The 19,705-nt window shown below is 58.1% G+C and carries 20 protein-coding genes and 1 tRNA gene; 6 read left to right on the plus strand and 15 right to left on the minus strand.

Annotated elements, in window-relative coordinates; genetic code table 11:
* Positions 1 to 178 precede the first annotated feature (178 nt).
* From DSM107133_RS14865 to DSM107133_RS14895, 7 genes are all read right to left on the minus strand, one after another.
* Positions 179 to 1,393 carry an IS256 family transposase gene (locus tag DSM107133_RS14865; protein WP_072629711.1) on the minus strand — a complete coding sequence of 405 codons (1,215 nt, stop codon included), beginning with the start codon at positions 1,391 to 1,393 and terminating at the stop codon, positions 179 to 181.
* A gap of 290 nt (positions 1,394 to 1,683) precedes the next feature.
* Positions 1,684 to 2,673 (minus strand): ImmA/IrrE family metallo-endopeptidase, encoded by a 990-nt coding sequence (locus DSM107133_RS14870; protein ID WP_205387890.1) that lies wholly within the window; start codon positions 2,671 to 2,673, stop codon positions 1,684 to 1,686.
* Between the two features lie 34 nt (positions 2,674 to 2,707).
* Positions 2,708 to 3,079 (minus strand): XRE family transcriptional regulator, encoded by a 372-nt coding sequence (locus DSM107133_RS14875; RefSeq protein WP_114295042.1) that lies wholly within the window; start codon positions 3,077 to 3,079, stop codon positions 2,708 to 2,710.
* A complete protein-coding gene (locus DSM107133_RS14880; protein WP_114295041.1) occupies positions 3,079 to 3,357 on the minus strand; it encodes a hypothetical protein in 279 nt (92 codons plus the stop codon). The genes DSM107133_RS14875 and DSM107133_RS14880 overlap by 1 nt, the downstream gene beginning before the upstream one ends.
* A 355-nt stretch (positions 3,358 to 3,712) precedes the next feature.
* On the minus strand, positions 3,713 to 5,098 hold the full coding sequence (locus tag DSM107133_RS14885; RefSeq protein WP_114295040.1) for an IS1182 family transposase: 1,386 nt from the start codon (positions 5,096 to 5,098) through the stop codon (positions 3,713 to 3,715).
* A gap of 266 nt (positions 5,099 to 5,364) precedes the next feature.
* Positions 5,365 to 5,601, minus strand: coding sequence for a hypothetical protein (locus DSM107133_RS14890; RefSeq protein ID WP_114295039.1), 237 nt, complete (start codon positions 5,599 to 5,601; stop codon positions 5,365 to 5,367).
* Positions 5,591 to 6,928, minus strand: a complete 1,338-nt coding sequence (locus DSM107133_RS14895; RefSeq protein WP_243253563.1) for a helix-turn-helix domain-containing protein — start codon at positions 6,926 to 6,928, stop codon at positions 5,591 to 5,593. Before DSM107133_RS14895 ends, DSM107133_RS14890 begins: the two co-directional genes overlap by 11 nt.
* Before the next feature lie 94 nt (positions 6,929 to 7,022).
* Here DSM107133_RS14895 and DSM107133_RS14900 point away from each other — a divergent pair.
* Positions 7,023 to 8,152 (plus strand): IS3 family transposase gene (locus DSM107133_RS14900; RefSeq protein WP_114293116.1). Its coding sequence is split into 2 segments (ribosomal slippage): positions 7,023 to 7,266 and positions 7,266 to 8,152, totalling 1,131 coding nucleotides; the frame shifts between segments, so codons are not numbered across the junction.
* Here the strand turns inward: DSM107133_RS14900 and DSM107133_RS14905 are convergent.
* The 8 genes from DSM107133_RS14905 to DSM107133_RS14940 form a co-directional block, all read right to left on the minus strand.
* Positions 8,149 to 9,063 (minus strand): hypothetical protein, encoded by a 915-nt coding sequence (locus DSM107133_RS14905; RefSeq protein ID WP_114293979.1) that lies wholly within the window; start codon positions 9,061 to 9,063, stop codon positions 8,149 to 8,151. The two genes, DSM107133_RS14900 and DSM107133_RS14905, sit on opposite strands and share 4 nt — an antisense overlap.
* Positions 9,064 to 9,120: 57 nt before the next feature.
* On the minus strand, positions 9,121 to 9,492 hold the full coding sequence (locus tag DSM107133_RS14910; protein ID WP_114293978.1) for a hypothetical protein: 372 nt from the start codon (positions 9,490 to 9,492) through the stop codon (positions 9,121 to 9,123).
* Positions 9,453 to 10,109, minus strand: coding sequence for a dsDNA nuclease domain-containing protein (locus DSM107133_RS14915; RefSeq protein ID WP_240310559.1), 657 nt, complete (start codon positions 10,107 to 10,109; stop codon positions 9,453 to 9,455). Before DSM107133_RS14915 ends, DSM107133_RS14910 begins: the two co-directional genes overlap by 40 nt.
* A gap of 445 nt (positions 10,110 to 10,554) precedes the next feature.
* Positions 10,555 to 12,024 (minus strand): TniQ family protein, encoded by a 1,470-nt coding sequence (locus DSM107133_RS14920; RefSeq protein WP_240310558.1) that lies wholly within the window; start codon positions 12,022 to 12,024, stop codon positions 10,555 to 10,557.
* Positions 12,025 to 12,270: 246 nt separating this feature from the next.
* Positions 12,271 to 12,347, minus strand: a tRNA-Arg gene (locus tag DSM107133_RS14925).
* 89 nt (positions 12,348 to 12,436) lie between these two features.
* A complete protein-coding gene (locus DSM107133_RS14930) occupies positions 12,437 to 13,822 on the minus strand; it encodes a HAMP domain-containing sensor histidine kinase (protein WP_114293976.1) in 1,386 nt (461 codons plus the stop codon).
* 15 nt (positions 13,823 to 13,837) lie between these two features.
* On the minus strand, positions 13,838 to 15,256 hold the full coding sequence (locus tag DSM107133_RS14935; protein ID WP_114293975.1) for an FAD-dependent oxidoreductase: 1,419 nt from the start codon (positions 15,254 to 15,256) through the stop codon (positions 13,838 to 13,840).
* Positions 15,253 to 15,978, minus strand: coding sequence for a VTT domain-containing protein (locus tag DSM107133_RS14940; protein WP_114293985.1), 726 nt, complete (start codon positions 15,976 to 15,978; stop codon positions 15,253 to 15,255). The genes DSM107133_RS14935 and DSM107133_RS14940 overlap by 4 nt, the downstream gene beginning before the upstream one ends.
* A 318-nt stretch (positions 15,979 to 16,296) precedes the next feature.
* Between DSM107133_RS14940 and rpmH the strand changes: the two genes are divergently transcribed.
* The 5 genes from rpmH (at position 16,297) to DSM107133_RS14965 (ending at position 19,667) form a co-directional block, all read left to right on the plus strand.
* Complete coding sequence (rpmH, locus tag DSM107133_RS14945) at positions 16,297 to 16,431, plus strand: 50S ribosomal protein L34 (RefSeq protein ID WP_012177012.1); 135 nt, start codon at positions 16,297 to 16,299, stop codon at positions 16,429 to 16,431.
* Positions 16,432 to 16,454: 23 nt separating this feature from the next.
* On the plus strand, positions 16,455 to 16,865 hold the full coding sequence (rnpA, locus tag DSM107133_RS14950) for a ribonuclease P protein component (protein WP_114293974.1): 411 nt from the start codon (positions 16,455 to 16,457) through the stop codon (positions 16,863 to 16,865).
* Positions 16,862 to 17,107 (plus strand): membrane protein insertion efficiency factor YidD, encoded by a 246-nt coding sequence (yidD, locus tag DSM107133_RS14955; protein WP_114293973.1) that lies wholly within the window; start codon positions 16,862 to 16,864, stop codon positions 17,105 to 17,107. The genes rnpA and yidD overlap by 4 nt, the downstream gene beginning before the upstream one ends.
* 41 nt (positions 17,108 to 17,148) lie before the next feature.
* Positions 17,149 to 18,042: a tRNA 2-thiocytidine(32) synthetase TtcA gene (gene ttcA / locus DSM107133_RS14960; RefSeq protein WP_114293972.1), complete on the plus strand. Its 894-nt coding sequence runs from the start codon at positions 17,149 to 17,151 to the stop codon at positions 18,040 to 18,042.
* Between the two features lie 74 nt (positions 18,043 to 18,116).
* Positions 18,117 to 19,667 carry a phosphodiesterase gene (locus DSM107133_RS14965; RefSeq protein ID WP_114293971.1) on the plus strand — a complete coding sequence of 517 codons (1,551 nt, stop codon included), beginning with the start codon at positions 18,117 to 18,119 and terminating at the stop codon, positions 19,665 to 19,667.
* The last annotated feature ends 38 nt before the right edge of the window (positions 19,668 to 19,705 follow it).

A 19,705-nucleotide genomic window follows, 5' to 3' on the forward strand; every position in this document is an offset into this window, starting at 1 on the left:
TTCCCTCGCGCTCCAGAAGAGCATTTTAACAGCGAGGTAGGTGTCTTGGGTGGCTCCCAAGGCGTCGGATTCGTATCAATCCCCTGGTAGGGCCAATGATCTTCGTCAGGTTGCCCCGTCTGGAGAGGGAGTATCCGAAACTCTGTGTATGAGGCTTAGCCCATGCGGTTGAAACAGGTCATCGGTTGAACCGTTCAGGGTAGAGAATAGCGAACTGGTTTCGGGCAGCAACCCATTCCCTGACACACCGTCCGGTGTTCTCGAATTTTCGGATTGCCAAATAGATCAGCTTGGTTGCGGCATCATCTGTTGGAAAGCTGCCACGTGTTTTCGTGGTTTTCCGGATCACCCGGTTCAGACTTTCTATGGCGTTGGTGGTGTAGATGATTTTGCGCACCGCGGGCGGGAAGGCAAAGAACGGGATGACCTCCTGCCATGCGCGCCGCCAGCTTGGCGCGATTGAGGGGTATTTTGTACCCCATTCAGCTTCGAAATCATCCAAGGCTTTGGCGGCTTCCTCGTCGTCCACCGCCTGATAAACCCGACGCAGGTCTTTGGCCACGGCCTTGCGGTCTTTCCAGCCGCAGAAGTTCAGGGAGTGGCGCACAAGGTGCACGATGCAGGTTTGCACAGTCGTATCGGGGAAGGCTGCGTTGATGGCGTCAGGGAAGCCCTTAAGGCCATCGACGACGGCGATCAGGATGTCTTCGACGCCCCGATTGCGCAGGTTGTTCATGATCGACAGCCAGAATTTGGCCCCCTCGTTGGCCGCGATCCACAGGCCCAGAACCTCGCGTTCACCCTCCGCGGTGACCCCCAAGGCCACGTAGACGGCCTTGTTTTTAACCTGGCGACTTTCAGCGTCGCGGATTTTGACCCTGAGAGCGTCGAGAAAAACGATAGGATAAACTGGTTCCAAGGCACGGTTTTGCCAATCTGAAACCTCCTCCAGAACCGCATCGGTGACGCGACTGACCAGGTCGGCGGAAACCTTCAGGCCATAAACCTCTTCAAGGTGGGCGCGGATATCGCGGGTCGACAAACCTGCAGCATAAAGCCCGATGATCTTGTCATCCATCCCGTCGATCCGGGTTTGGCCCTTCTGGATCAGCTCAGGTTCGAAACTGCCTTCCCGGTCTCGTGGGATGTCAATCGGCACCGCACCGTCGTTGCCCTTCAGCACTTTGCGCGTCGCCCCATTACGCCGGTTGGCCTGCTGGCTGGCAGGCTCACCATGTGGCTCATAGCCCAGATGCTCGGTCAGTTCCGCGCCCAACATCCGTTCCATCAGCCGGACCTTCAGTTCCTTCATCAGGCCTTTGTCGCCGAGTAAATCCTCAGGTCGTTCAACGCCGCTGAGCAGCTCGTCCAGTAGTTCCTTGGAAATTGTCATTGCAGTCATGCTCCTTCGTTGGTGAAGCATGGGCCATATTACTCATACACAGAAGGTCGGACACTCTCTCTGGAGAATGACATCTCGCGACGAATTTACAGTAGAACCTTGATCTGGCTGTAGGCCGTCTTTTCGGTTCGACATGTAGTACAGCCACTCTGCACAGAGCGGCGCATTGTGATTGTGAGCTACACGATGCGCCGACGAAGCCGCGAAGGCCAAGCAGGTCGGCCTGCGGCCTTGATCCCGGACAGGTTCAAGCAAAGCCCTAAGATCGACAGAAATCTCGATCATTGACGCACTCCGTCGCCCTGAAGCTGACGTTGTCGAAACAAACCAATGTCGTGCGTATAGACGGGCCTATAGTCAAAAGACCAACTTTTGGGATCTTCTTCAGGCGACCATGGGCGTCTTTCCCAAAGCGTATATGTGCCACTCAGAGGATTATTCTGTCCTCTAGCCAAAACCCGTCTGACCGTTGGTGCACCGATAGTGTCTTCGGAAAATGCCTGACGACCATCCTTCAAAATCGCAAAGCCTGCCGTCTGCAACTCCTCAAAGCTCCAGACGTAGCCTGCGTTACTATCTTCCCGTAGCTTTAGTACAAATAGATCGTCACGCCCTGCCTCGATGACGCTTCCTTCATCCCGTTCATCGAGTTCCCAGACATCAATGTTCCTAGTGCTTTCAAGCTGGAAATCAGGCACTAAGGCCTTCTTAAGCCTTGCAGGTTGGATGCCAGACAGCTGTCGCCGAACGTTTGTCGTGATGACTTTTCCACGCACCAACGCATACAGGACAGCAGAATAACTGACCCCCATTCGCAATGCGGCCTGGTAGACGATCTCCGGCTCTTCAAAGTGCCGAGACGTCCAATTGTGTCGCTCCATCTGTGTGCGCAACAACCAGTCCGGCAGCAAAAAATAGGATGCAAATGCATCCGCCTCCTGCTCCTCCGGTGGTAAAGAAACGTAGTCTCGCATAATGTCCGGCGAACGGCGCAAGATGCTATCATCATCAGCGTGTGGGTCATGTCCAAGAATATGATGTCCAAGCTCGTGTGCTGCAGTAAACCGCTGCTGCCCAAGAGGACGACGTGTAGTCAGAATTATTCCCGGCTGCCCCCCTGGACGCAGATATGCTCCCATCAGGGGGTCAAGTTCCTGAAACATTAGAGGGACGTTTTCTCTTAGAATTGAGCCAAACACGTCAATTCTGTGCGGACGGTTGCCACCCTGATCAAGGCCGAGATCACGTTGCAGCCGCAAAGCGGCTCTCATGCCCTTAAGTACCGCCCCACGTGTGCTAGGTTGTCTAGCCATCTTTCGGAGCTTGTGACTTTAAGCGCAAAAATTCCGCGAAATTTGCTAACTCGGTGCGATCATTTTCGGACAACTCACTCACTGTGCGTGCCAAGAAACCAACATCATCTGCGGCAGGTGCCTCCACCTCTCCAGCAAACCAGCCCATTGGCCTCTGATAAAGAGCGGCCAACTGCTTGATCTCCAAAGCTCCTACCCCTCTTTTGCCAGCTTCCATCTCCGAAATAGCTGATCTTCTAACTCCGAGGTGCTTCGCAGCTTCCTCTTGCGTTACCCCGATATATTCGCGGGCTTGTTTGAGGCGCTTTCCCAATTCTACCGCTTCCACATCAGGACCAGCAAAACCCATAGGTGTCCGTGCCATTATACGACTTCTTTCACTAATGATTGATTTGCTTCCCAGATCTCTCGGCAGCTCTTGACCACAGAACGAACCCAGCCGTCCACGTCGTCCAGACCGCCTGCCGGCATTACATCGTCTGGCAACTCAACAGCGATTTCTTCTTCAACCCGCAAAATGACCCTCACCATCACCAGCGAGTCAATCTCAGGTTCCCAGGCCTCACGCGGAGTAGGTCGGTCATTATTTGCAGCTGAAATCTCATCTCGGATCGCGGCTTCAAGGTCGCTTGCAGGAAACATAAGAAGACTCCATGTTCGCTTTTCAGTCAATCATGTATCACATGTCTGATTTTCAGACAAGGTATTTTCTTGACGTATACCCGTCGAGAAGCCTTAAGTATTGCCACTTATCGTGCATGGCGATCTCGTCCAGCCATGTTCAATTGAAGTTACTCCTGTCTCCTTTGTCGGAAACTCGCTTTGAAAGTCAGAAATATAAGGTCAAACCCCTGCTGTTTCGAATGTCGGCATAACGAGGCACCGAACTGAAATTGCACGCCGCAGCGAATGTCCGCAAACCGCCGATTTTGTTGAAAAACTAACGTTTGCGATCGCAGAAATAGCTGCTCGAAATTCAGCGCGAGCGCCTTTCTTATCAGGCTTTGCGCGTTTGCTGCGATGCAGGAAAGATCTTAGCCAGTTTACGGAGGTTTTGGGCGGTTGCGGCGAGCAGAAATTCGTCATTTGCACCGCATGGGCCACGTAATCGAAGTCGGCTCAGGCCGAGAATACGTTTGAGGTGAGCGAAGAGCATTTCGACCTTCTTCCTGAGCTTCATCGCGATCGCGTATTCATCCGTTTTGGCCAGATCCCTGGCAACTTGACGGGCATCTTCGTGTTCTTCACGCGTGATCGATCTGGCGTCGGCATTGGGGCAGCACTTCGGCTTGGATGGGTAAACCTGACAGATCAGCTTCAGCGCACGATACTTCGCAGTGCCTTTGCCCGTCGGACCCCGGTTCGGATCGGAATAATTCCGGCGGAACTGCTTGAGCGCGTGCCCCTCGGGGCAGATGTATTGGTCGTTCTGCGCATCCCAGTCGAAATCTGTGCGTGTCCAGGTCCCATCGGGTCGTCCGGCCTTGTCGATCACAGGGATGTAGGGATCGATCTTGCGTTCCACGAGCCAGCCGAGCATTGGGCCTGAACCATAGGCTGTGTCGGCGATCATCCAGTCAGGGACCAGGCCGAATTTGTCTTTCACCCGCGTCAGCATGGTTTTTGTCGACCCAACCTCGGCTTGCCGGATGGAGCGGGTGGGTTCCACATCCAAGATGACACCGTGATCCGTGTCGATGAGATAATTGTCGGAGTAGCTAAAGAAAGCAGGGCCTTTACGGGCTGCTGTCCACTGACTGGCGGGATCAGAATGCGAGGTAAACTTGGGCTGCACCTCGCTGGCCGCGCCAAATGCGGCCCTGTCCAGCGTGTCGAGATACTCGCGCACGGCGCGGGGCGCGTCAGCCGGATCGATGTGCGTTGCGTCCCGGTCTTCCTTCGGCGTGGAGTTCTGCTTGTTGGCATCGGCTTCGATCAGGCTGGCATCAATCGCCATGCGCTGGCCGCTGACCAGACCTTCGGCGATGCAACGCGCGACAGTCGTCTCAAACAGATGGCGCAGCAGTTCGCTGCCGCGAAAGCGCCCATGCCGGTTCTTGGAAAACGTTGAGTGATCCGGGACCCGGTTGCTCAGATCGAGGCGACAAAACCAGCGATACGCGAGGTTAAAATGCACCTCTTCGCAGCGCCGCCGCTCTGACCGGATGCCGAAACAATATCCGACCAGAAGCATTCGGATCAGCAACTCGGGATCGGCCGAGGGTCGGCCTGTGTGACTGTAGAACTCCGCCAGATGGGCGCGGATACTGCTCAAGTCGACGAACCGGTCGATGGATCGCAGCAAGTGATCCGTGGGGATGTGATCCTCGAGCGAGAACTCGTAAAACAGCGCCGGTTGCGCTTCCTGCCTCGGTCCCATCATCGCTGATCCTCCCCTCAATTACAGGAATTGAATCAGCAGTTCAGCCCTCAATCAAGAAAGAGTTTTTCAACAAAATAAGCCGTTTGTGCCAGCGCCTGGTCCGAGGCTCGAAGGTCGTGGACGGGCTGGGAGCGGTCAACGGCTGTTCACTTCATGGACCGCATTTTGGGGCCGAAAGTTATATATCTACCGCTGTGCCCGACCGAGAGATCCACTTTCCTCGCCATTCGGGCGTATGTAGAGAGCACCGAAACGGCCTCCCACCGCTACTCCCAACTTTCATCCATGAAGCGTTTCATGTCGAAATCCGGATCTCGTGGCCCCATGCGTTCAACCTGCTCCTGAAGCGAACGCACGCGTTTGCGCAGCTCTTCGTTAGCCATCAGGCGGTGGAGTTCACGAAGCAAAACCGTCGTTAGGTGGTCGTTGTACACATCAGACGACACGTCCACGTCGGCCATCCGCAACAGCAGAGACTTCAAGCGCTCGACTTCATCCTCCATTGCTGATGCTCCTTGCGAGACTCTCATGCTCTGCAACTTGCGATCTCTCGTAGGCACGAACGTGTCGGCCACGGCAGGTGACTGTCGGGACCCCTTCCCTATCCAGCCGCCGCGCCAAATGTATGGGGGCAACCCGCGCCGACGTGGCAAGCTGTCCAAGCGTCAGAAAACGCGCCTCAAATTCCCGAATACTGGATTGGGTTATCAGGGAATGACGATGATTGGTATCTGCGTTGAGACGTTTCGCGTGACCAAGGTAGCCCGCATCCCGAAGCGCCCGAATGGCTCCGACGCCAATTTTCAGGTAAGCTGCGGCTTCTAGCGGCGTGAGGTCTCGCGTAGCGCTCGGCGTATCGCGCGCACCAACGTCCACATCTTGCGGCACATGGATCGCTTGAAGTCCTATCGCGTCCGTCCCCCGGACAAAACCGCCAACCTTGCCCTCCTGCCAGAGAGTGATGAGGCGAACCAGTCCAATCCGTTGATTTTGGCAATGCTCGCGAAGCGGAAGGAAGACCCCGACACCGGGCAGTTCAGGCAAGGCAGCCGCTTCTGCCAAAAGTCGATCGACATCCTCAGTAAAAACATAGCGCAGCGCGGTTCCAAACCGGATCGAGCGCAATATCCCCTTTTCAATCAGCCCCTTCACCTGCGTCGGATGCACATTCAACGTTACTGCTGTGGATTTGAGATTTCGCAACCCGCTCCAGAAGTCGATCGCCCTGGATAGCTGGTCAGGCGTTGTTTCCGTCAGCGCGGCAGATTGTGCCTCAGAGAGATTGTCAACGTGAGGGATCAGCCGCTTAAGAAACCCCACACTGAGCCCCGACTGCTCACGGGCGGTTTCAAACGACATGCGTTTAACGTCTGGCACCGGCCTACCCAGCACACGCTTTTTGGGTTTCATCGTGTAGTTCCGGACTGCAAACGACTGGACGCTATCGACGATGGACTGGACCTCCGCGTCACCATGCGCGGCTCGTAGCCAGACATAAAATGCCCCCAGATCTGTCGAAAAATAAGAACGCCGAGGGCCGGGTCGGGATTTCAGCCGTTCCATGCAGACCATCAGGCTGCCTGGCCCAGCGGAGAGAACGCGTAGTCCCTCGACGCAAAACTCACGTTCAAGATCTGGATCGACATTTGCAGAACTTGGAAGGGATGATCCGCAGATAGCGGCACCAAGGCTCAAGCAAGCGCCGTGCAGTTGACTGAGCTCCAGCTCGCCTAGCCAATCCGCCTGCGGACCATGGTTGATCCTCCTCCTCACGTAAGCCTCGAATGCGTTAGGAGCATATATCCGGCCCGCATCTGCGGCCTTTTTCACAAGGTCACTGTGCCGCGCGATCTGGGCAACATGGACCTGTCGCGGTTTGATGCCGCTCCTTTGATAGCATTTACTGCAACAAAGGAGATTGACGATGGGACTGAAACGGACGGACGAATTCCGCCAGGATGCGGTGCGGATCGCACTGACCAGCGGGCTTACGCGTAAGCAGGTGGCAGATGATTTGGGCGTTGGCATGTCGACGCTGAACAAATGGATCACGGCGCATCGAGGCATAGATGTGCTGTCGAAAGAGGATTTAGAACTCGCGAAAGAGAATGACCGGCTTCGGCGCGAGAACCGTATCCTCAAGGAGGAGCGGGAGATTTTAAAAAAGGCCACGGTGTTCTTCGCGAGCCAAAAGCCGTGAGGTTCAAGTTCATCGAAGAGCACCAATCTACGTTTTCCATCCAGCGTATGTGCCAAGTGATGCAGGTCAGCTCGCGTGGATTGAGGGCCTTTCGCGGCCGTCCCGCCAGTCGCAGGCAACGGACTGACTTGGTCACACTTGCACATATCAAGGAACAGTCCCGCCTTAGCCTTGGTAGCTACGGCAGGCCACGGATGACCGAAGAGCTGAAAGAGATTGGTCTGAATGTCGGTCATCGCTGCGTTGGCCGCTTGATGCGTCAGAACGGCATATCTGTTATTCGGACACGTAAACACAAGGTCACGACAGATAGCGATCATAAGTTCAACATTGCACCCAATCTGCTGGATAGGGACTTCACCGCTGATCAGCCAAACCAAAAATGGGCTGGCGATATCAGCTATGTGTGGACCCGGGAGGGCTGGCTGTATCTGGCTGTCATTCTTGATCTGCATTCGCGCCGTGTGATCGGCTGGGCGGTGAGCAATCGCATGAAACGCGACCTTGCTATCAGGGCTTTGAAGATGGCCATCGCGTTCCGCCAGCCGCCCAAAGGCTGCATTCATCACACGGATCGCGGGTCGCAATATTGTTCACACGACTACCAGAAGATCCTGCGTCAACACGGGTTCAAGGTATCGATGAGCGGCAAGGGCAATTGCTACGACAACGCCGCCGTTGAGACGTTCTTCAAAACCATCAAAGCTGAACTGATCTGGCGGCATCCTTGGGAGACGCGGCGGAAAGCAAAGATGGCGATCTTCGAATACATAAACGGGTTCTACAATCCGCGACGACGTCACTCAGCACTTGGCTGGAAAAGCCCTGTCGCATTCGAGAAGAAAGTGGCCTAAACGAGCACTTGGGGCGGCACAAAAGCGCGACAGGTCCATTCGACCTGACGTGGCAATGAGGATGCAAGCTCGAACTCGCCCCGCATTTCATTGAGTGCGTTCTTGAGGAGGACCGCCTCTGCCCTGACAAGATGTGTTTCCTCATGGAGGTCGGACACCGTCCGGCGATGCTCCGTCTGCAGCACAAGAAGCCGCTCGCTTTCCGCGACGAGATCGTCGCACTCGCTGGCGAATTCCTGCAAGTCGTAGATTGGGGTCGCGCCTTCCATCTCTTCGATCTGAGTCATCGTCTGGCGGAGTGTCTCGACGGCAGTCTCCAAGCTAGAAAGAACGATCTTTTCCCTCGTCAGTTCGGCCTTGGCGGCGTAGTAGCCGTCCGGCCGTATGCCTGAATGATAGTCCGCAAGTGTGCCCGCACTTTCTGGCAGGTAGAAGTCTTTGCGGAAGGAAACCCATGTATTGTCCCAGCTTCCGTCCTGGTCAATGTAGAACGGTGCGAACAGATACGCGGGTGGCGGCGTTAACGTTTCTCCGTCCTTGTCCACCATCTCCAATTTGAAGCCGAAAAACTCGGCAAGCTTCGGTCCCCAATCCTTGACCAGTCGCTGACCCCAAAACTGTCTGTTGCCCTTTTCATCGAAGAGCGAAAGCACTCCGTGGGCCTTTATCGAAAACCAAGTCGCGCCCGCGAACTCGAATTCGAGGCAGCTCGACACGTTGGCGTTCTTCCAGCGGACGTCAATCTTGTTCGGCGTCGCTCCCAGAGCCTCGTACAGGCTCTTCATTATGACTGACTTTCCAAAGCCGTTTGCGCCTTGAATCAACAGCTTTTGCGAATGCAATGGTACGTGCAGCGCTCTCTTTTCGACCTGCGACAACAGGAAGAGATTTTTGAATTTTACCTTTTGCATTGCTATTCTCGCTCAGTTTTCGGAGGACGCGCCGCAGTCTCGTCGTGTCGTCGTCTGTCATGTCATGGTTTCCATCAATTCGACGATCATCGCGGACTGGAGATCGTAGAGCTCCGACACGGGTTCACTGAGACCGTGGGCCTTCAAGGCTACGGCCGCCTCGAGTACGCTGCCCATATCGCTCACCGCGGTTTTGCCGATGGCGTCGCGGATTGCCGCGCTCAACTTGGCGGCCGTCCTGCCCCCCGCGCGACGGGCGTCGGCGTACGCCATGCACATGTTCTTGTTGCGCTGGATCTGCAGCGCCTTCATTCCTTCCGCAGCGAGTTCATCACTCACGCTCGACCACCACTCGACAAGATTTTTCGACCTGTTCTGCACTCTCTCGATCAGACGGGCGATCGCATCGCGATCCAAGGCGACCCGCATCCGCAATTCTTCGACCGTCCCCGACTTGGTCTTGTTGCCGGTGCACTCACCTGCTGCGGAAAGGAGTGCCGCGTAGAAGGGCTGGAGACCGCTACGAAATCCGGATGGAGTTCTTCTAGCATCGTTACGATCCTACCAAGCACGGTGGCGCGATAACTTTCAAGATCAAACGGAACGCGCTCGAACGTCAGAAGCGTCGCGTGAGATTTGTCGAAGCCGACAGGGAAGTCCGCCTCCAGCGACTTCATTAGTGCTTCCTGATCAGCCGAGCAGAGATCGGCAACCGAAAGCTCGCCGTCATGGAGGTCGGATTTGGTGGCCGTCGCCAAGGTGGCGCTCAGCGGCCGGTTAGACAATATCGACGCCCGGCGAATTCCCGGCCCGAACTGCGCCACATTGTAGTAGGCCTTACCGACGATGGATTTCGGCAACTCTCCCTTTGGGCTTCGCCTCGCGAGCCTCTTTGCTGTCCAAGTGAGTTCACTGGTCGACTTCACCTGGTAAAACGAGAGCTCTGAGTCCTTTCCTTCTCCAACAAATACTACGAGGTCATCGTGGTGATCGAACAAGGCTACAAATTCTTTGCCCTGTTTGAAGAGCTCGAGAACCAATGCCATTGACACGTTCACCTGATAATCGAACGCCCTGAACGCCGAGGAACCCGCAGTTTCGCGAGGCTGTTTCGATGCTACGGTATTTAGTGAGAGCTCTGGCAATGATACTCGTTCCAAAAAATTTATCTGTTATAACTTAATGCTCAAAACGGACATGGATCTGCATCCAGAGTCACCATTCCGACTTGGTCAGCACAATGCACGCTTTTCCGACCTCGATGTTTACACTAGCAATGATTGATCAAGCATCTCAAGAATAATTACTTTCTTCCGACACGCATTCACGGTCAATGGTACCTCAAGATGTAGCTGCAGAAAATGTCAGGAGATGTGCGCAACGCGGATGGTTGTGATCTGAAATAGCTGCTTGCGCTATCAAACGGCCGCTTTAGGAAGTGCCGCTGCGCAGCAAACATAGCTAGCGAACGGCGGCAAAGTGCCGAAAGGGTCATTTTTGGGTTGTTGCGTAGGCACTCACGTCCTCACGCCAGTAAATCCGGCTTAGATCATGTGGCATCGCCAACAGGACCACATTTTCATTTCTAAGTTTCATCGAAAGTGATCCTTGTGGGCGCTGCACGACCTCCGCGAACTCGCCCAAAGAAATAAAAGTCTCTCGGAAACGCGTCAAACTGTCGGTTGTGACAACGGTCGCCCCTCGGCGGTAGAACTCTGAGGTATCCACGCCGCACAATATTCCATGCTGGATCAAATACCCTACTGTTTTGGCCGTCACTCTTAACTGCCCGGCGGCGTCACCGATGGAAAGGCGGCTCTCCCGTGCGAGATCGGTTTCGTCCATAATAAATGTTCTGGATTTTCTACCTTCAGATGAACACTTTGCGTTTCGAAAGAACTTCTTCTCGCGTTCGTAGGCGTCGAGCATTTGCTGGGTTACAAAATTCATTGGTACGATACCGCCACCAGCGTCACGCTTTGCGAGACCTCGGTAAATCAGATCCTCCGCATTGCGCTTGGCGAACCCCTTCAGCAAAACCGACTTCTGTGGGTTCGATGAAGCCATTCCCTCCGAAGGCACGCCAAGTACCAGCACCCCTTTTCTGACCGAAAAATTGTCGAAGACGTGCCGCCGCACAACGTCACGCAGGGGCTCGAACTCATCGCCGAGACTCCGGCTCTTCAGCCACGCCATCCAGGGGCCAAAGAGTCGATCGAAAAACCTGCCGTCCACGACGTCCTCGCGAGCCATATCGGCAAGACAATTGGAAAGGGCTACAGGTCCGTCTTTCAGTATGTCGTAGCCCAAGAAACCATAGGTCATCCAGTCTGCCTCACTGTGCCCCGCCAGCGCAGCATCTGGCCCCTTTGCGACACGCAGGCCCAGCACTTCACATGCCCGCGACGCCACGTTGAGTTCGAGGCGGTCGATCCATCGGTCGCCCCGCCCGCTCAGGATGCGGTTCGTAACATACGCCTCGAAAGGGCTGGGGTTTGCGTGGACCACCGGCTGATCCAAAATCCAAACGTGGTGTTTTCGCAGCTGCGCCGCGAAGTCTCGGGCATCCTTGTGAAATTTCTCGGCTGGAAGGCTGATGAGCATGCAGCCGTGTTCCGGGCAGCTCCTAATTGACGAAAATTTCCACTGGAGGCGACGCGGCACACGCCACGACTCCGCTGCTGACGGCATCTCGGACCTTATGCATTCCGGACAGACACGGATGCGCGTGCGCTGAAAGCTCTGAAGGGAGGCGAATTCATCCCGCAGGCGGAAATGGCCCTTGCCGAGATGGCGGATAGACACCCGCTCCAATGCGCCCACGTCACACCCTGCAAGCTGGGCCAATTGCTTTATGGCAACCTTCTCACCACGAAACAGCGGGTCGATCGGAAAGGCAATGTCGCCGCAGAACCTCTGCATCGAAATGGTGCCGTTCCTGGCCGCAAGTCGTGACAGCAAGGAACTAGCCGGCTCGCACGCGGCATGTGCCACCGTCAGCGGCAACTGCGGGAAGTTGGTTCCGGGGGTGGCAGGTAGGCTTTTGACCAAGTGAGGCTTCCGAGATCAGACAAAGGCTGGATTGGCTGGATCTTACGATCACCCGCTCAACTGAGCAACGCTGCTATGATTTCAGGAAATTCCGCCGACTTGGGTCAGTTACCTGTCACAAAAGTCGGTTTTGCTTGGCATCTGACAAGGGAGTAGTGGCGGACCAAGGAGGATTCGAACCCCCGACCCCTTGATTCGTAGTCAAGTACTCTATCCAGCTGAGCTATTGGTCCACTGGCGCGGGGTTTAGTCGGACTGGCGGGCGGGTGCAAGCCCTGATGCGCGATTTATGTCAGGAAAATTTCAATCGGTCGAAAAGCCCCTAAAGCGCGCCGTCCCCCTTGGGCAGGCAGATCGAAAACGTCGACCCTTCCGGCCCGCTGTGCAGCAGGGTCAGCGTGCCGCCGTGGCCGCGCACCAGTTCCTGGCTGATCGCCAGCCCCAGCCCCGAGCCGCCCTTGCGCGCGCCCCCCTGAAAGGCGGTGAACAGATGTTCGCGCGCCTTGGGCGGCAAGCCGGGGCCGGTGTCGGCGACCTCGATCCACCAAGCTTGGGCATCCTCGCGCGCCGACACGGCGATTTCACCGGGGCTGCCCGAGGCGACGATAGCCTGGCGCGCATTGCGCACAAGGTTGGACAGCACACGATACAGCTGTTCCGCATCCGCGCGCAGGGTCAGCATGGCCGGGATATCTTCGGCAAAGCTCAGATCATAGCCTTCCACCGCCAGACGCTCGGCCTCGATCACGTCGGCCACGGTTTCGGCCAGCTGCACCCGCGCCAGCGTCGGCCCCGGTTCTTCGGCCTTGCCAAAGGCCAGAGTGCTTTCACACAGATGCACCGCGCGGGTGATCGACCCCACCAGTTTCGGCGCCATCCGCCGCACCAGCGGATCGTCCGAGCCTTCGATCCGGTCCACGAACAATTGCGCCGAGGTCAGGATATTGCGCAAATCATGGCTGATCTTGCTGACCGCCCCGCCCAGCTGCGCCAGCCGTTCTTTCTGGCGCAAGGCCTGTGTCAGCTCGGTTTCCAGCGATTGCAGTGCGGTTTCAGCCTCGCGCAGTTCGCGGACGCCGGCCCCCGGCGTGATGATCCGGCGCGAATCCTCGGGGGCGGCGGCATAGTTTTGCATATGGCCCACCACCCGTTTGATCGGTTTCACCAAAAAGGCGCGCACGGCCAGAAACAGCATCACTGCGGTAATGACCGAGATCACAGCCGACAGAATCAGGATGCGCAGGCCATAGTCGATCATCGCCATGCGCAGGGGCATTGCATCCATCGTCACCTCGATCAGCAGCCCCGCATCGCGCACCGGTGCGCCAATCACGCGGATCACTTCCTGATCGGTATCCACCAGCCGCATCAGCGCGTCCTTGATCAGCGTCATCGCCGTGGCGTCGCGCAGATCAAAGGTGGCCGAGATCGGGTGCGGCATGGGCGACGACAGCATCAGTTGGCGCACCTCGTCGCGCCGCAGCACCACGTTGAACACGCCGGCATTCTCCAGCAGTTCCTGTTCCAGATCGGGGTTCAGCATATCGTCAGCCAGCAGCGCCAGCGACGCAATCTGCGCCCGTTCCAGATGCGCGCGCAGGTAATCTTCGCGAAACCGCGCAATCGAGGGCACAAAGATCAATATCTCGGCCAGCATCACGAAGATGGTGGTCAGGATCAGAAAACGGCCGGACAGTGAATTCAACATTGTGGGTTTATGGTCTCAGGGAATGAAGCGTTGGACAAGTCCGACGACGGTTTTGACCAGTCTACTGTCAAACAGGCGCGGACTGAAATAGGCGCCGGCGGCGCGTTTGTTGACCTCGCCGATGGTCGGATAGGGCGACACCATGGCGGCGATCCGGCTCATCTTCATGTTGTTGGCCAGCGCCAGCGCCCATTGGTTGATCAGCTCGCCCGCCTGATGGCCCACGATCGACGCGCCCACGGGCCGCCCCCTGACCACCATCACCTTGATAAAGCCGCGCGTCTTGCGTTCGGCGATGGCGCGGTCGTTGTGGTGATAGTCGAACCGCACCACCTCCAGCCGGTCGCCATGCTGCGCGCGCGCCTGCGCCTCGGTCAGGCCGACCTGCGCCAGTTCGGGGTCTGTGTAGGTGGCCCAGGGAATATGCGCCGTCTTGGCCTTGGACGGCAGGCCGAACAGCATCGACCGGATGATGACCCCCGCGTGGTAGCCCGCCACATGGGTAAACTGCATCCCCCCCGCCACATCGCCGATGGCATAGACGTGCCGGTTGCTGGTGCGCAGGCTGACGTCCACCTTGATCCCTGCCCCTTCGGTCTCGATCCCCGCCGCCGCAAGGTTCAAACGTTCGGTATTGGTCTTGCGCCCCACCGCCATCAGCAGATGCGAGCCATTAAAGCGGCGCCCGTCTTCGGTTTCGATGGTGATAGCGCCCGCGCTGCCGCTGATCTTGCTCACCTTGGCATTCTCGGCAATTTCGACGCCTTCCTCCTTTAGCGTTTGCAACACCACCTGCGCCAGTTCGGGGTCATCCTTGCCCAGCGCCCTTGCGCCCTCGATCACCGTCACCTTGCTGCCCAGCCGCACATGGGCCTGTGCCATTTCCATGCCGATGGGACCCCCGCCGACAATCAACAGATGCTCGGGGCGCATGCGCAGGTCAAACAGGGTCTCGTTGGTCTCGAAGGGCACGCTGTCCAGCCCGTCGATCGGCGGCACCAGTGGCGACGACCCCGTGGCGATCACGATCCGACGCGCGGTGATCTCGGTATCGCCGGCCTGTACCGTGCGCGCGCCGGTAAAGCGGCCCCATTCGCGGATCACCCGCACGCCCAGCCCTTCGAACCGCTCGACACTGTCCACCGGCGCAATCTGGGCGATCACATCGGCCACATGGTCCATCACCGCGGCATAATCCACCGTTCCGGCCGCATCCGCGACACCGAATTGCGCGCTGTGGCGCTGGCCATAGGCCACCTTGGCCGAAGCAATCAGCGCCTTGGACGGCACACAGCCGTAGTTCAGGCAATCGCCGCCCATCTTGTGCCCTTCCAACAGGGTCACGTCCGCCCCCATCTGCACCGCCCCCGCCGCCACCGACAGCCCGCCCGAACCTGCGCCAATGACCAGAATATCGGTTTTGATCTTTTTCATTTCAGAATGTCTTTCTTGCCGGTGACGGCTTTGTACAGGACCGGCAGCAGGGCCAGCGCGATCAGCCCCATCAGCGGAAACAGAATATGTGGTTCAAAGATAATGCCCAGATCCGGCGTTTCACCCCGTGCAAACACATCGCCCAGCCCGGCCCCCACCGACGTATAGACAACCGCCCCCGGCATGATCCCGAAAAACGTCGACACAACAAAGCGGTACAGCGGCACCTGCATGAATGCAGGCACCAGATTGGCCACGAAAAACGGCACAGCCGGCACCAGCCGGATCAGGAACAGCATCGACCACTGGTGCGAATCAATCCCGTCCTTGATGCGCTTCACCACGCCCTTGCTGTTCTCCAGTTTCGCCCCCAGCTGCGTGCCCAGCCCGTGCCGCGCCGCCAGAAAGATCAACGTGGCCCCAAGGGTGGCCGCCGTGACGTTAAACGCAGCGCCCAGCGCCGTGCCGAACAGGAATCCGCCGGTCAGCGTCGCAATCGTCGCCCCGGGCAGCGAAAACGCCACGATCACCACATAGGCCGCGACAAAGCCCAGCGCCGTCAGCGCAAAATGGTCGTCCCGAAACGCCAGCAACACCGCGCGGTTGTCGCGCAGGGTGTCGAAACTCAGGTAATCGCGCAGGGTAAAGGCCCCGATACCCGCAACCAGCAGAATCGCAAACAGCGGCAAACGACGCCGCAGCGTCGGCTTTTTGGCCTTCATCCGGTCCTGGTGCATGTCTTGCCCGCCTTTGGCATTTGCTTGAAAAGGGTGTAGACCATAGATGTCCCCGCGCCGATGGCTGTAACAGGATTGTCACGCGCGGGTGATACAAGGTGACCAAATACCGGTGTTTTTGCCCCATTCGGGCGGTTTTGAAACATGAATACCGGCGTCGTGGTGCGAATGTTGCACCTTATTCCATGTTTTGCCCCTTTGGGGGTTTGACTTGGTCCCCCACCAGGGTTAGAGCACGGGCCTTGAACATATTCCGGGCACAGCGATTCCGCGCAGCCCATCCGAAAAGACGGAGACGGAGCGATGAAACGCACCTTTCAACCAAGCAACCTCGTGCGCAAACGGCGCCACGGTTTCCGCGCGCGCATGGCGACAAAAGCAGGTCGCAAGATCCTGAACGCCCGTCGCGCACGTGGCCGGAAGTCGCTGAGCGCGTAAGCGCCCTGCGTCACGGTATCTACATGACCCCGCCGGAGGCCCCCGCAGACAGCGTTCGCGCTGGATCGGACCAGCCTCGGGCGGGTTTGTCACGTTTGGCCTCTCTCCAAAGCGACCAGATCCTGAAGAACCGCGCCGATTTCCTGCGCGCGTCGCGTGGCCCCCGTGTGGTCACGCCCGGCTTTGTGCTGCAAATCCGCAGCCGTGGCGATAATGCGCCGCTGCGTGTGGGGTTCACCTGTTCCAAAAAGGTCGGCAATGCGGTGGCCCGCAACCGGGCCAAGCGCCGCCTGCGCGAAATCGCGCGGCTGGAACTGCCCGAGCATGGGGCAATGGGCACCGATTATGTGCTGATCGGCCGCCATCAGGTCACCGCCACCCGCGATTTCGAACAGATGCGCGCCGACCTGCGCGCCGCCCTGTCGCGCAAATGACCCCGCTGGCCCATCTGGTCGCCCTGCCCGTGCGCGCCTATCGTCTGGTGTTCTCTCCCTGGGTCGGGTTCAACTGCCGCTATCAACCCACCTGCAGCGCCTATGCCATGGAGGCGCTGGAAAAACACGGTGCCCTGCGCGGCAGCCTGCTGGCCGCGCGGCGCATTGGCCGCTGTCACCCCTGGGGCGGCGACGGATACGACCCCGTCCCCGATTCCGGGCCCGACCACACCCACGACTGACCCCACTGGCTTTGCCGCCTGCACAAGAGTATTCAGCCCCCATGCGTGATGACATCTCGGAAATCCATGCCCTGTTCGAAGGTGCCCCCGAAACCACCGAGTTTCGCAAGCTGCGCAAGCGCATCGTGCGTTATACCCGCGAGGCGATCGAACAATACGGCATGATCGAAGCGGGCGCGCATGAACCCGGCGCCAAGCGGCAAAAGTGGCTGGTCTGCCTGTCGGGGGGCAAGGACAGCTATACCCTGCTGGCCGTGCTGCACGAATTGCAATGGCGCGGCCTGCTGCCGGTGGATCTGCTGGCGTGCAACCTGGATCAGGGGCAACCGAATTTTCCCGCCACCGTCCTGCCCGCGTTTCTGGAACGCATGGGCGTGCCGCATCGCATCGAATATCAGGACACCTACAGCATCGTCGTCGACAAGGTGCCCGCAGGTCGCACGTTCTGTGCCCTCTGTTCGCGTCTGCGCCGTGGCAACCTCTATCGCATCGCCCGCGAGGAAGGATGCAGCGCCGTGGTGCTGGGCCACCACCGCGACGATATTCTAGAGACATTTTTCATGAACCTGTTCCACGGTGGCCGTCTGGCGACGATGCCGCCGAAACTGGTCAACGAAGAGGGCGATCTGTTCCTCTATCGCCCGCTGGCCCATGTGGCCGAAGCGGATTGCGAGAAATTCGCCCGTGCGATGAACTATCCGATCATCCCCTGCGACCTGTGCGGCAGCCAGGACGGCCTGCAACGTCAACAGGTTAAACAGATTCTCGACGGTTGGGAGGCCAACAGCCCCGGCCGCCGCCAGGTGATGTTCCGCGCCCTGATGAACGCGCGCCCGTCGCATCTGCTGGACCCGAAACTGTTCGATTTCGCCGGTCTGATGCTGAAAACCGAAGAATTTGACTCAAATTCCGACGGAATTCCTGTTCTGCGTTAACTTCGGCCTTACGTTCCGGGCCACATTCTGTCGCTGCTCTGCGCCCCGATGCGCGCATCCAGCGAGGGAATACAATGGCCAGACCAACATCTCGATTTCTGACCCGATTGCGTGAAGACCTTCGGGTGATGTTCTATGGCCCGCAAGCGCTGACCTTCCTCTCTGCGGCCATGCTGGGCGCCTATTGGTGGGGCGGCGAGACTGTTTTGGTCGGCATCGGAATCCTCGTACCGATGCTGCTTCTGGCCCTGCATTCCACCAAAGACGGCGCCGTGCCGCCCCTGCGCGATGCCACCACCGGCGTGCTGCAACGCGCCCACTTCGAGGATATGGTGCGCCGTATCTGGCAAACCACGCGCGACCAGCAGACCAACTCGGCCCTGCTGTATCTTGAGCTGGACGATTTCGAAAGCCTGCTGAACCAGCACGGGCAGGCGGCGGCCGATACAGTGGCCGCCCGTGTGATGCAACGTATTGTGACCGCCCTGCGCGACGACGACATCGTCGCCCGCATCGGGGATGCCCGCTTTGCCATCTGTTGTGCGCCCGCGTCGCGGATTGATCTGGAAATTTGTATCCAGATGGCAGGCCGTATTCAGGGCGCCATCGAAGAACCGATCGCGGTTGATGGCACCACGGTCTATGTCTCCTGCGCCGTGGGGTTTTGCCTGAACACCCGCGCACCCGACACCGGCAGTGAGGCCTGGACGTCGGCCGCATCCATCGCCCTGACCGAAGCGCGAAAGCGTGGCCCATCGACCATCCGCGCCTTTTCCCACGAGATGCAGATCGCGAAAACCGCCCGAACAGCCCTGCGCGAAGAGGCCGCGCTGGCGCTGGAAAGCGGCCACATCAAGCCATGGTATCAGCCGCAAATCTCGACAGACACTGGCAAAGTCACCGGTTTTGAGGCGCTGGCGCGCTGGATTCACCCCGAACGGGGCATTGTCTCGCCCGCTGAATTCCTGCCCGCGCTGGATGAAGGTGGCCTGCTGGAGCGTTTGTCAGAGGTCATGATGTATCACACCTTTACCGCACTCAAAGCCTGGGATGCCGCCGACGTATATGTACCGCAGGTCGGCGTGAACTTTTCAAGCAGCGAATTGGGCAATCCGCGCCTGGTGGAAAAGATTGCATGGGAACTTGACCGGTTCGACCTGGCCCCCGAACGGCTGGCCATCGAGGTGCTGGAAACCGTTGTGACCGCAGCCCCCGACGATGTTGTGTGCCGCAACCTGAACGATCTGGGCAAACTGGGATGCCGGATAGATCTGGATGATTTCGGCACCGGCAATGCGTCGATTGCGGCCATCCGGCGGTTTTCGGTCAGCCGGATCAAGATCGACCGCAGCTTCGTGATGAAATCCGACCGCGACCCAGACCAGCAGCGGATGATCAGCGCGATCCTGACCATGGCCGAACGGTTGCAGGTGGAAACATTGGCCGAAGGGGTTGAAACCGCTGGCGAACACACCCTGCTGGCGCAACTGGGCTGCGATCATGTGCAGGGGTTCGGCATTTGCAAACCCATCCCCTTTGAACAGACACTGCCATGGATTCGCGCCCACAACGCCAAGCTGGCAGAGGCCCCCGCGATCACCAGCAAACGCGGCAATGGCCCCTGAAAATACAGCCTGCCTGCGCGGATTGGGCGCGGCGGACT

Origin of the sequence: Pseudosulfitobacter sp. DSM 107133 (assembly GCF_022788695.1) — a bacterium.
Classification (GTDB): Bacteria; Pseudomonadota; Alphaproteobacteria; order Rhodobacterales; family Rhodobacteraceae; genus Pseudosulfitobacter.